Consider the following 11264-nt stretch of genomic DNA (forward strand, 5'->3'; position numbering starts at 1 on the left):
GCCGACACCTGTGGACAAGTCGTCCTGGCTGTGGAGAACTTCCGCAAATTCAATGGAAATCGGACCTTCGATTTCCATTGAATTTGCGTCAGGTCGGGGGCCCGGGCGCCGTCAGCGGGTACGGCGACGGCGGGCGACCTCGGAGAGGACCACGCCGGCCGCCACCGAGGCGTTGAGGGACTCGACGCCACCGGCCATCGGGATCGAGACCGTCTGGTCGCAGGTCTCCCGGACCAGGCGGGACAGGCCGCGGCCCTCGGAGCCCACGACGACGACCAGCGGACCGGTCGCCAGTTCCAGCTCGTCCGAGGTGACGTCGGCGTCGGCGTCGAGGCCGATCACCATCAGGCCCTCGTTCTTGAGGTCCTTGAGCGTGCGGGTCAGGTTGACCGCCTTGGCCACCGGCAGCTTGGCCGCCGTGCCCGCGCTGGTCCGCCAGGCCACCGCCGTGATCCCGGCGCTGCGGCGCTGCGGCACGATCACGCCGTGCGCGCCGAAGGCCGCCGCCGAGCGGATGACCGCACCGAGGTTGCGCGGGTCGGTGACGCCGTCGAGCGCCACGATCAGCGGCGGCATGCCGGAGTCGTGCGCCGCCTTCAGCACGTCCTCCGGGTGCGCGTACTTGAACTGTGGCACCTGCAGCGCGAGGCCCTGGTGCATCGCGTTGTTCGTCAACCGGTCCAGCTCGAAGCGCGGGATGTCGACCACCGAGATGCCGCGCGACTTCGCCTCGCGGACCGCCTCGTTGACCCGGTCGTCGATGTCGATGCCCTGCGCGACGTACAGCCCGCTCGCGGGCACGCCGGCGCGGATGCACTCCACCACCGGGTTCCGCCCGCACACCAGCTCGGGCTGCGAATCCGCCGCCGCCTGGCGCTTCGCGCGCTGCTGGTCGGCCTTCGCGCGCTGGTCGGCGCGCTTCTTCGCGGGGTGGCTGACGCGCTCCTCCGCCTTCGGCGTCGGGCCCTTGCCCTTCAGGCCCCTGCGTCGCTGCCCGCCGGATCCGACGACCATGCCCTTCTTGTTGGTCTTGCGCATGCCGCCGCGGCGCTTGTCGTTGCCAGCCACGTGTTACCCGTCTTTCAATGTCCACATCGGACCGTCGGGGGTGTCCTCGACGGCAATCCCGCTGGCCTGCAACCGGTCGCGCAGCAGGTCTGCGGTGGCGAAGTCGCGCTCCGCGCGGGCCTGCTTGCGCTGCTCCAGCATGGCCTCGACCAGATCGCCGAGCGCGCGCTGCGCGGCGTCGTCCGCGCCGGAGTCCTCGGCCCACTGCTCGGACAGCGGGTCCAGCCCGAGCACATCGGTCATCGCCCGCACCGACGCCGCAGCGTCGCGGGCGGCTTCGTCGTCACCGCGGTCCAGGGCGGCGTTGCCCTCGCGGACCACGTTGTGCACGACCGCGATCGCCTGCGGCGTCGACAGGTCGTCGTCCATCGCCGCGGCGAACTCCGCGCACACCTCACCGTGCCCGACGGCACCGGCGCGCTGGCCGACCCGCCGCACGAACGACTCGATGCGGCGGTAGGTGGCCACCGCCTCGGCCAGCCCGGCCTCGGAGAACTCGAGGGTGGACCGGTAGTGCGGGGTGACCAGGTAGTACCGCAGCTCGGCCGCGCGGGCCCGCTTCAGCACCTCCGGGATGGACAGCACGTTGCCGAGCGACTTCGACATCTTCTCGCCGCTCATCGTCACCCAGGCGTTGTGCATCCAGTACTGGGCGAACCCGTCGCCGGCCGCGTTGGACTGCGCCATCTCGTTCTCGTGGTGCGGGAAGACCAGGTCCAGCCCGCCGCCGTGGATGTCGAACTCGCTGCCCAGGTAGAAGGTGGCCATCGCCGAGCACTCCAGGTGCCAGCCCGGCCGGCCGCTGCCCCACGGCGTCGGCCAGCTCGGCTCGCCCGGCTTGGCGGCCTTCCACAGCGTGAAGTCGCGCGGGTCGCGCTTGCCGCTGGCCAGCGTCTCGCCCTGCTGCACCTCGTCGAGGCGCTGCCCGGACAGCTTGCCGTACTGGTCGGCGTAGGAGTCGACGGAGAAGTAGACGTCGCCGCCCGCGGCGTAGGCGTGGCCCTTGTCGATCAGTCGCTGGATGAGGTCGACCATCTGCGTGACGTGCCCGGTCGCGCGGGGCAGCACCGATGGCGGCAGGCAGCCGAGCTGGTCGTAGGCCCGTTCGAAGGCGCGCTCGTGCGTGGCGGCCCACTCCCACCAGGGCCGGCCGGCCTCGGCCGCCTTGGTGAGGATCTTGTCGTCGATGTCGGTGACGTTGCGGACCAGGCGCGCGTCGTAGCCGTGGTGCTGCAACCAGCGGCGGAGCACGTCGAAGTTGAGGCCGCTGCGGACGTGGCCGACGTGGGGGACGCCCTGCACGGTGGCACCACACACGTAGATCGACGCCACTCCGTCGCAGCGCGGGTGGAATTCGCGCGTCGTTCGGGTCGCGGTGTCATGCAGGTGCAGGCTCACAACCCCGATGGTACGGGGGCCGGTCCGCGCCCAATCACGACAGGGGCGGTCACGTCAAGGCCGTAGTGACGGTCAGCGCAGCAGATCGGCCACGGCCGCCAGCAGTGCGTCCGGTCGCTGCGCGGTGGGCACCGGTTCGACGATCGCGACCTGGCATCCGACCACCGCAGCGGCACCGTCGGCTTCCTCGCTGTCGCCGATCATCAGCGCCTCCTCCGGCGCGACGCCGAGGCGTTCGCAGGCGCGCAGGAAGATCTTCGCGTCCGGCTTGATCACGCCTTCCAGGTAGGACAGCAGGAACTCGTCCACGTATCGGGCGATGCCGATCCGCTCGAAAGCGGGACGGATGTCGAAGGCGATGTTGCTGATCACGCCGATCTTCACCCCGGACTCGTGCAGCCTGCGCATCGTCTCGGCGGCGTCCGGGTACGCGGTCCAGTAGTCGGGATCGACCACGCGCTCGTAGAGCGACTCGGCCTGGCCGTCGCGCACGCCGGAGCTGCGCAGCACCTCCAGGTAGACCCTGCGGTGCAGCTCGGGGTCGAGGTCGCGGTTGTCCCAGGCGTACTGGTACTCGGCACCGAGCTCCACGACCTGCGTGGTCGGCGCGGTCATCCGCCGCATGATCTCGGCCTGGGCGGCCAGGTCGAACGGGGCGCCGTCGGCATCGGTGAGATCGGCGTACCAGGACGGATCTTCCTCAAGCCGGAACAGCGTGCCGGAGAAGTCGAAGAGCACCGCGCGCAGAGTCACGAGCCTCAAGGTATGCGCGCGGAACGGCCCCAGCACCGACATGCGGCCAAGCTCACCCGAGGAGCGGACCGCGTTGAATTGCCAGTTCTGCCGGGAACCGCGCCCGGAATGCCCTGGTCGGGCTCACCTGATCCCGCCCGGGACCAGGGCACAGTTCAACACCGGGAACGGTGCTGAATTCCGGGAACGCCTCAGCAGCGGGAGCTCTGCTGACCGCGCATCGGGACGACGATGCCCGCGACGCAGATCGCCGCGCTCATCCACAACAGGAACACCGCCAGCGCCAGGCCGAGCCCGCCGCCCCCGGACCACAGCACGAAGGACACTGGCCACACCACGACCGGCTGCGCAACGAGCAGCCGACGCATCCACCGGTTCCGCTCGACCTCCATGCTTCGAATATCGCGCGCACCGGCCCTGACGTTAAAGACCGCGGACCCTGAGTTTTCCCGGACTCCGCCGGCCCGTAACCCCAGCCACCCGCCCGTTACCGGGCTCGGGTTCAGGCCGTCGGGAAGACGAGGGCGGTGGCGATGGCGGCGATGCCTTCGCCGCGGCCGGTGAGGCCGAGGCCGTCGGAGGTGGTGCCGGAGACCGACACCGGCGCTCCGATCGCTTCCGCGAGCACCTGCTGGGCCTCTTCGCGGCGCTTGCCGATGCGCGGCGCATTGCCGATGACCTGCACCGTCGCGTTGCCGATGCGGAATCCGGCCGCCGCGACGCGGTCCCGGACCTCGGCCAGGAAGTCGACGCCGTGCGCACCCGCCCAGCGGTCGTCGTCGGTGCCGAACACGGCTCCGAGGTCGCCCAGCCCGGCCGCCGACAGCAGCGCGTCGCACAGCGCGTGCGAGGCGACGTCACCGTCGGAGTGACCGGCGCAGCCGTCCGCGCCCTCCCAGAGCAGGCCGGCGACCCAGCAGTCGCGGCCGGATTCCACGGGGTGGACGTCGACGCCCTGCCCGACGCGGGGAAGCAGCTCGGTCACGCGAGTTCTCCAGTGTTCTGCGGCGCGCCCTCGACCAGCACCGATTCGGCGATGGCCAGGTCGAACGCCGTGGTGATCTTCAGCGCGTTCGGGTGACCGGCCACGGTCCGCACCTTGCCGCCGATCCGCTCCACGAGCCCGGCGTCGTCCGTGGCGATGTCGCCAGCGGCCGCGTACGCCTCGCGCAGCACCTCGATGGCGAAGCCCTGCGGGGTCTGGACGGCCCTGAGCTCGGACCGGTCCACGGTCGACACGACGTCACCGGCCTCGTCGACGCGCTTGATCGTGTCCGAGACCGGCAGCACCGGGATCACCGCGGGAGCGCCCTCCTCGACCGCGCGCACGACGTCCTGGATCACCGAGGAAGGCGTGAAGGCACGCGCGGCGTCGTGCACGAGGACGACCCGCGCATCCGGCGCGACCTGCTCGACGGCGTCGAGCGCGATGCGCACCGAGTCCGTTCGCTCCGCTCCCCCTGGCACCACGTGCGCAGCCGGGAGCTCGGCCAATTCCGCGGCCACCAGCTCGACCTGGTCGGGCGGGGCCGCTACGACGACGTGCTGCACGCAGCCCGCAGCCAACAGGCCGCGGACCGCGCGCAACAACAACGATTCACCGTTCACCGGAACCAGCGCCTTGGGCATCCCCAACCCCAAGCGCACCCCGCGACCAGCCGCGGGGACCAGCGCGACAACGCTCACGCTCGATCGTTCCCGATGATCAAACCGCAGTGGCGAGGACTTCGTCCAAGAGCGTTTCCGCCTTGCCCTCGTCAGTGCCCTCGGCCAGCGCCAACTCGCTCACCAGGATCTGACGGGCCTTCGCCAGCATTCGCTTCTCGCCTGCGGACAGGCCACGATCCTTCTCGCGTCGCCAGAGGTCGCGCACCACTTCGGCCACCTTGTTCACATCGCCGGAGGCGAGCTTCTCCAGGTTGGCCTTGTACCGTCGAGACCAGTTCGTCGGCTCTTCGGTGTGCGGGGCTCGCAGCACGTCGAAGACCCGATCGAGACCCTCCTGGCCGACCACGTCCCGGACACCGACGATCTCGGCGTTGTCCGCGGGAACGCGCACGGTCAGGTCGCCCTGCGCGACCTTGAGGACGAGGTACTGCTTCTCCTCGCCCTTGATCACACGAGTCTCGATTGCTTCGATGAGCGCGGCACCGTGATGCGGGTAGACGACGGTCTCTCCGACCTTGAAAACCATGTGTCCTCTGCCCCTTTCGCTATGCCCACTTTACCACGCCGGGCAACTCGCCTTCGACGGCCCATCAGCCGTATTCGCAGGTCAAGCCATGGACTGGGGTTGACAAAGGGCACCCGAACGTGCAAGGAAGAACCTTTCGGCCCACTGAAATCGTCCACAGTGGACGGCCATGTCGAGCGAATGTTCGGCACCTCGGCGCCCCTCGATGCGTAGCTCGGCAAGACCCTGGGACACCTCCGCGCAGGCGGGGCATTAAGCTCCACGTGGTTGTCCGGCAATCAGGAAGGACGCTGCAACCGTGAGCCGCTCTCAGCACCACAAGGCCCTCCGCCTGCGGTTGATTCCGGCCGCACTCGGGATCGGCGCCATCGTCGCCCTCGGCGGGTGCAGCGCCGGTCAGGTGACCGAGACCGACACGCAGGTCGCCGCCGTGAACGGTGGCAACGGCGAGGTCCAGCAGGTCTCCGTCCGCAACGCGATGTTCACCTTCCCGACCGCTGGCACGTCGTACCCGGCCGGCTCGTCCGCCCCGCTCGAGGCCGTGCTGGCCAACGAGGGCCCGGCCGACAAGCTGGTCCAGGTCACCAGCCCGTACACCACGGCGCCGGCCACCATCGGCGGTGTCACCGACCTGCCGAGCCACACCGCGCTGCACGCCGTCGGCGCCTCCCCGGAGCTGACCAAGAACAGCGGTGAGCGCCGGGTCGAGATCACGCTGAACGGGTTCAAGCAGGACATCACCGCTGGGGTGACCGTCCCGGTGACCTTCGTGTTCGAGAAGGCCGGCCCGGTGACCGTCCAGGTCCCGATCGGCACCGACCACGCGGAGCGCCCGGACCACGGTGGCGACCACGGCAGCGAGCACTGACCCAGAGCTTCACCGAATCGGGCCGTCCGCTTGGAGCGGGCGGCCCGATTCGCATTCCGGCCCCAAGGGCGCGCAGTAGCGGCGTCTGCGTAGGCGGATAGCCTCGCCATCGTGCCGCCGAAGAACGCCAAAGCCGCTCGTCCCGCTTACCGCTGCGCCGACTGCGGCCACGAGGTCGCCAAGTGGGTCGGGCGCTGCCCGGGCTGCCAGGCGTGGGGCACCATCGAGGAGGCCGCCCCGGCCAGACCCGCGTTGGCCAAGGTCAGCGCCGGTGCGCCGGCCACTCCGGCGCGTCCGATCGCCGAGGTCGACCTGGACTCGGCCCGCGCGGTGTCCACCGGCATCGGCGAGCTGGACCGGGTGCTCGGCGGCGGCATCGTGCCCGGCGCGGTCGTGCTGCTGGCCGGCGAGCCGGGTGTGGGCAAGTCCACACTCCTGCTGGAGGTCGCCCACCGCTGGGCCACCAACTCCGCGCGCGGCCCGTCGCTGTACGTCACGGGCGAGGAATCCGCAGGTCAGGTGCGCCTTCGAGCGGAGCGGACGGATTCGGTGCACCCGCAGCTGTTCCTCGGCGCGGAAAGCGACCTGTCCGCCGTGCTCGGGCACGTCGACGCCGTGCGGCCCGGGCTGCTGATCGTCGACTCGGTGCAGACCGTGCAGTCCCCGGACGCCGAGGGCACGCCCGGCGGCGTCACCCAGGTCCGGGCGGTCACCACCGCGCTGGTGGCGCTGGCCAAGGAGCGCGGGCTGCCGGTGGTGCTGGTCGGGCACGTCACGAAGGACGGCGCAGTCGCCGGTCCGCGCGTGCTCGAGCACCTGGTCGACGTGGTGCTGCACTTCGAGGGCGACCGGCACTCGGCGCTGCGGATGCTGCGCGGCGTGAAGAACCGGTTCGGCCCCGCCGACGAGGTCGGCTGCTTCGAGCAGCGCGACGACGGCATCGCCGAGGTGCCCGACCCGTCCGGGCTGTTCATCAACCGGCAGGAGTCGGTGGTCGACGGCACCGCGGTGACCGTCATGGTCGAGGGCAAGCGGCCGCTGCTGGTCGAGGTCCAGGCGCTGCTGATGCACACCCAGATGGCGATGCCGAGGCGGTCGGTCAGCGGGCTGGACTCGGCGCGGGTGTCGATGACGCTCGCCGTGCTGGGCAAGCACGGCAAGATCCCCACCAGCGAGTACGACGTGTTCGCCGCGACGGTCGGGGGCCAGAAGGTCGGCGAACCCGCCGCGGACCTCGCGGTGGCGCTGGCGATCGCCTCCTCGCGCAAGAGCAAACCGCTGCCGCCGAACCTGGTCGTGGTCGGCGAGGTGGGCCTGGCGGGCGAGATCCGCCGGGTCAACGGGGTCGGGCGGCGGCTGGCCGAGGCCGCGCGGCTCGGCTTCGACCGGGCCCTGGTGCCCCCGGACTCGGGTCCGCTGCCGAAGGGCGTGCGGGCCACGGTCGTGTCGAACATCGGCGACGCGCTCAAGATCGTGAGGTGACGATGAGCCACGAGGCGCTGCGCGCCACGCTGGCCCGGCTAGCTCCCGGCACCGACCTGCGCGACGGCCTGGAGCGCATCCTGCGCGGCCGCACGGGCGGGCTGATCGTGCTCGGCTACGACCCGGCCGTGGAAGCGCTCTGCGACGGCGGTTTCCACCTGGACATCGAGTTCAGCGCCACCCGGCTGCGCGAGCTGTCCAAGATGGACGGTGCGGTGGTGCTGTCCACCGACGCCCGGCGGATCATGCGCGCGAACGTGCACCTGGTGCCCGATGCGAGCACGCCCACCGACGAGTCCGGCACCCGCCACCGCACGGCGGAGCGCACCGCGATCCAGACCGGTTACCCGGTGGTGTCGGTCAGCCAGTCGATGAGCATCATCAGCGTCTACACGCAGGGCCACCGGCACGTGCTGATCGGCTCGCCGGAGATCCTGTCCCGCGCCAACCAGGCCCTGTCCACGCTGGAGCGCTACACCGCGCGCCTGGCCGAGGTCGCGCAGTCGCTGTCGGCGCTGGAGATCGAGGACTACGTGACGCTGCGGGACGCGATGACCGTCGTGCAGCGGATGGAGATGGTGCGGCGGATCGCCGACGAGATCGAGGGCGACGTGATCGAGCTCGGCGGCGACGGCCGGCTGATCCAGCTGCAGCTGGACGAGCTGGTCGGCCCGCTGCGCGATGCCCGCACCAAGCACGGCACGCGCGACGGCGTCGACCTGGACCGCGAGCTGATCGTGCACGAGTACCTGCCGACCAGCGGCGCGATGCCGACGTCGGAGCAGGCGAAGCGGGCTCTGCGCAAGCTGGACGCGACCGAGCTGCTGGACCTGACGGCGATCGCCGGCGCCTTCGGCTACCCGGACACGCCGGAGGCCCTGGACCAGCACCTGAGCCCGCGCGGTTACCGGCTCCTGGCCAGGATCCCCCGCCTGCCCGCAACGGCCCGCCACCAGCTGGTGGAGCACTTCGGCTCCCTGCAACGGCTTCTCGCCGCGACGGTGGAGGAACTCCGCGAGGTGTGCGGGGTCAGCGACGCGCAAGCCCGCATGGTGCGGGAAGGTCTGTCCCGCCTGGCCGAATCGTCCATCGTGGACCCGTTCGCCTGACGCCGGGGGCTCAGGGGGTCAGGCGGAACTCGGCCGGGGCGCTGTTGAGGGACGCAAGCCTGGCCACCACCTGGTACTGGCCCTCCGCCGCCTTGGGCTGGTCGGGGGCGCAGTCCTGGGTGGACGTCAGGCCGGACCACTCGACGTCGTTGCGGACCGACTGGCCGGGCTGGAGCAGTGGCTGCTCGTTGGTCGACTCGGCGTAGCAGTCGTTGCTGGACCACACGTGCTTGCCTGCCTGGGAGGTCACGGTCAGCTCGCGCAGCGTTCGGTTGGTGTCGCGCACGCACGGCCGGTCGCCCGCGTTGGTGATCACCATGCTCATCGGAACCCGGTCACCGGCCTTGAACTCCGGGCGGGGCAGCTCCGCGACCACCCGGATCACTTCGTCCGGGCACTGCGGCGGCGGTTCGTCCGCGGCCACCGCGACCGGCGGCCCCGGCGGCGGTGCCGCCTGCGGCTGGGGTTCCGAACCGCCGAGGAGCGCGATCGCTCCCCAGACGAGCAGGACGAGCGCGAGCAGGGCAGCAGCGATCGCCACCACGCGGCGACGCCAGTACACCGCAGGCGACAACGGCCCGTTCGGATCAAGCACGGATCGACAGTAGCGCGACGACTACTCCATGCAGCCCTATCGACGATCACCCGATAAGGTGCAACTCGCCAAATCCTCCCCCTCCAACGTCGTCACTCGGTAGAGGGAGTTGCGCCAATTTCGTGCGAAATCGGCGTTCACCCGGGTGACGGTCAATTTCGTACGAAATTGGCGCCCGCTCCTTGCTCCCAGCGGGATTTGGGCTGGTCGTCGAGGTTGTTCCGGGTGGAGTTCCGAGCTGAGGCTTTGGTGACTGCGCGTGGTTGGGACGGGCGTGGTTTTTCGCCGGATCCGGGGCCTGGCAGGATCGGTCGTGCCATGAAGACCTCCGCCGCGAACCCCGTTGCCCCGCCGCTGAACCCGATCGAGCTGATCGACTGGTTCGCCGCCACCGCCCGACCGCTGCCGTGGCGCGCCCCCGGCATCACCGGATGGGGCGTGCTGGTCAGCGAGACGATGCTGCAGCAGACGCCGGTCAACCGGGTCCAGCCGATCTGGGAGGAGTGGATGCGCCGCTGGCCGCTCCCCTCCGACCTGGCCGCCGAACCGCAGGGCGAGGTCGTGCGCGCCTGGGGCAAGCTCGGCTACCCGCGCCGGGCGCTGCGCCTGCACGAAGCCGCCGGGATCATCGCGGCCGAGCACGGCGACGTCGTCCCCTCGGACGTCGACACCCTGCTGGCGCTGCCGGGCATCGGCGCCTACACCGCGCGTGCGGTGGCCGCCTTCGCCTACGGCAAGCGCGCTCCGGTGGTCGACACGAACGTCCGGCGCGTGGTGGCCCGAGCCGTGCACGGCGCCGGTGACGCGGGGCCGCCGTCGACCAAGCGCGACCTCGACGACGTCGACGCCCTCCTCCCCGACGACGACGCGTCCGCCGCGCGGCTCTCCGCGGCCCTGATGGAGCTCGGACAGGTGGTGTGCACGGTGCGCTCGCCGCTGTGCGAGTCGTGCCCGATCGCGCACGACTGCGCCTGGCAGCACGCCGGACGACCGGCCTACGCGGGCCCGCCGAAGAAGGTGCAGAAGTTCGCGGGCACCGACCGCCAGGTGCGCGGCAAGCTGCTCGACGTGCTGCGCGGGGCCACCGGTCCGGTGCAGCGCGAGCAGCTGGACGCGGTGTGGTCCGACGCCGGGCAGCGCGACCGCTGCCTGGACTCGCTGCTGGTGGACGGGCTCGTCGAGCAGACCGACGACGGCCGCTTCGCGCTGCCGGGAGAGCACTGATGGCGCACGCGCTGGTGTTCTTCTTCGACGACCGCACGGAGTCGGAGATCCGCGGCCTGTGGCAGCGGCTGGACGCCGCGGGTGTGCCGAGCCCGAACGGCAAGCAGCGTCCGCACGTGATCTTGGCGGCGGCCGGGAGCATCCCGCCTGCCGCGCGCAAGGCGGTCCGCTCCGAGCTGGACCTGCTGTCCATCCCGGACCTCTGGCTGCACACCCTCGGCACGTTCCCCGGCGAGGACCGGACGCTGCTGCTGGGCGCCGTGGTGGACGCCGAGCTGCTCGCGGTGCACTCCGCGGTCCACGACGCCCTGGCCGGCCGGGTCCAGAACCCCTCGGCGTACTACTTCCCGGGCGGCTGGATCCCGCACTGCACCCTCGCCCAGGGCCTCACCGAGGACCAACTAGCTACGGGCTTCCGCACCCTGCAACCCCCGGAGGCGGTGCGCGCCGCGATCAGCGAAGTCGCCATCGTCGACACCCGCACCGGAGACGCCGAAACCGTCCTCACCCGCTGACCCGACCCCGCAGTTTCAATTGAAACTGCGCTCCGCCGTGCCCGGGTTTTACAGTTTC

General features: G+C 71.0%; 13 protein-coding genes. 5 read left to right on the plus strand and 8 right to left on the minus strand.

Annotated features, from left to right (window positions below):
* Window positions 1–111 precede the first annotated feature (111 nt).
* From rlmB to ABTZ89_RS27865, 7 genes are all read right to left on the minus strand, one after another.
* Entirely contained in the window at window positions 112–1068 is a 957-nt protein-coding gene (gene rlmB / locus ABTZ89_RS27835) for a 23S rRNA (guanosine(2251)-2'-O)-methyltransferase RlmB (protein ID WP_270947328.1), read from the minus strand.
* A 3-nt stretch (window positions 1069–1071) separates the two neighbouring features.
* Window positions 1072–2466: a cysteine--tRNA ligase gene (gene cysS, locus ABTZ89_RS27840; protein ID WP_351050080.1), complete on the minus strand. Its 1395-nt coding sequence runs from the start codon at window positions 2464–2466 to the stop codon at window positions 1072–1074.
* A 72-nt stretch (window positions 2467–2538) separates the two neighbouring features.
* The gene (locus ABTZ89_RS27845) at window positions 2539–3219 is read right to left on the minus strand and encodes an HAD family hydrolase (RefSeq protein WP_351050083.1); all 681 of its coding nucleotides are present in this window, start codon (window positions 3217–3219) and stop codon (window positions 2539–2541) included.
* Window positions 3220–3410: 191 nt separating this feature from the next.
* Entirely contained in the window at window positions 3411–3611 is a 201-nt protein-coding gene (locus tag ABTZ89_RS27850) for a hypothetical protein (protein WP_270947331.1), read from the minus strand.
* Between the two features lie 110 nt (window positions 3612–3721).
* Window positions 3722–4204, minus strand: coding sequence for a 2-C-methyl-D-erythritol 2,4-cyclodiphosphate synthase (gene ispF, locus ABTZ89_RS27855; protein WP_270947332.1), 483 nt, complete (start codon window positions 4202–4204; stop codon window positions 3722–3724).
* On the minus strand, window positions 4201–4905 hold the full coding sequence (gene ispD, locus ABTZ89_RS27860; protein WP_351050086.1) for a 2-C-methyl-D-erythritol 4-phosphate cytidylyltransferase: 705 nt from the start codon (window positions 4903–4905) through the stop codon (window positions 4201–4203). The genes ispF and ispD overlap by 4 nt, the downstream gene beginning before the upstream one ends.
* 19 nt (window positions 4906–4924) lie before the next feature.
* Window positions 4925–5413 carry a CarD family transcriptional regulator gene (locus ABTZ89_RS27865; protein WP_009947449.1) on the minus strand — a complete coding sequence of 163 codons (489 nt, stop codon included), beginning with the start codon at window positions 5411–5413 and terminating at the stop codon, window positions 4925–4927.
* 298 nt (window positions 5414–5711) lie between these two features.
* Between ABTZ89_RS27865 and ABTZ89_RS27870 the strand changes: the two genes are divergently transcribed.
* The 3 genes from ABTZ89_RS27870 (at window position 5712) to disA (ending at window position 8872) form a co-directional block, all read left to right on the plus strand.
* A complete protein-coding gene (locus tag ABTZ89_RS27870; protein WP_270947334.1) occupies window positions 5712–6281 on the plus strand; it encodes a copper chaperone PCu(A)C domain-containing protein in 570 nt (189 codons plus the stop codon).
* Window positions 6282–6392: 111 nt separating this feature from the next.
* Window positions 6393–7763 carry a DNA repair protein RadA gene (radA, locus tag ABTZ89_RS27875; RefSeq protein ID WP_270947335.1) on the plus strand — a complete coding sequence of 457 codons (1371 nt, stop codon included), beginning with the start codon at window positions 6393–6395 and terminating at the stop codon, window positions 7761–7763.
* Between the two features lie 2 nt (window positions 7764–7765).
* Window positions 7766–8872, plus strand: coding sequence for a DNA integrity scanning diadenylate cyclase DisA (gene disA, locus ABTZ89_RS27880; RefSeq protein WP_270947507.1), 1107 nt, complete (start codon window positions 7766–7768; stop codon window positions 8870–8872).
* Between the two features lie 10 nt (window positions 8873–8882).
* Here disA and ABTZ89_RS27885 read toward each other — a convergent pair whose 3' ends face one another.
* Complete coding sequence (locus ABTZ89_RS27885) at window positions 8883–9467, minus strand: hypothetical protein (RefSeq protein ID WP_270947336.1); 585 nt, start codon at window positions 9465–9467, stop codon at window positions 8883–8885.
* A 318-nt stretch (window positions 9468–9785) separates the two neighbouring features.
* Here ABTZ89_RS27885 and ABTZ89_RS27890 point away from each other — a divergent pair, with 318 nt between their 5' ends.
* Together ABTZ89_RS27890 and ABTZ89_RS27895 are read left to right on the plus strand one after the other, a co-directional pair.
* Window positions 9786–10691, plus strand: a complete 906-nt coding sequence (locus ABTZ89_RS27890; RefSeq protein WP_351050091.1) for an iron-sulfur binding domain-containing protein — start codon at window positions 9786–9788, stop codon at window positions 10689–10691.
* Entirely contained in the window at window positions 10691–11206 is a 516-nt protein-coding gene (locus tag ABTZ89_RS27895; protein WP_351050094.1) for a 2'-5' RNA ligase family protein, read from the plus strand. Before ABTZ89_RS27890 ends, ABTZ89_RS27895 begins: the two co-directional genes overlap by 1 nt.
* The last annotated feature ends 58 nt before the right edge of the window (window positions 11207–11264 follow it).

The organism is Saccharopolyspora sp. NPDC002686, from assembly GCF_040295745.1.
In the GTDB taxonomy this organism is placed as follows: domain Bacteria; phylum Actinomycetota; class Actinomycetes; order Mycobacteriales; family Pseudonocardiaceae; genus Saccharopolyspora; species Saccharopolyspora oryzae.